General features: G+C 46.4%; 1 protein-coding gene. It reads left to right on the top strand.

The window, feature by feature from the left end; translation table 11 throughout:
• On the top strand, positions 1-297 hold a 297-nt coding region (locus ALO64_RS12475), incomplete at its 5' end, for a DUF4145 domain-containing protein (RefSeq protein WP_157058655.1).
• Between the last annotated feature and the right edge of the window lie 5 nt (positions 298-302).

Genomic DNA, 302 nt, shown 5'->3' with positions numbered 1-302 from the left:
GTCTACACCCTCTTAGAGGGAATTTTTAAATATCGGGTGGACTCTTCAGATCGAACAAAAAACCTATATCAGCTGATCGACTTAGTTAAGAACAGCAATGATCTGGCAGCGCCGCTTGAGACGCTCTCTCACGCCATCCGGTCCGGGGGAAATTTGGGAGCACATTTCGATGACGAGAATGAGCCTACAGAAGCTATGGCCGGTAAAATGGTTGAGCTTTTGGACTACCTCATCTCGTACCTCTACGTTCTTCCATCAAAGATTACCGATTTGGAAAAGTCTCTAGGGAGGCGCTGATTTAT

This window comes from Pseudomonas meliae (assembly GCF_001400515.1).
GTDB classification, from domain to species: domain Bacteria; phylum Pseudomonadota; class Gammaproteobacteria; order Pseudomonadales; family Pseudomonadaceae; genus Aquipseudomonas; species Aquipseudomonas amygdali.
The sequence above is the reverse complement of the archived record's forward strand: the minus strand, read 5'-3'. Positions and strand labels throughout refer to the sequence as shown.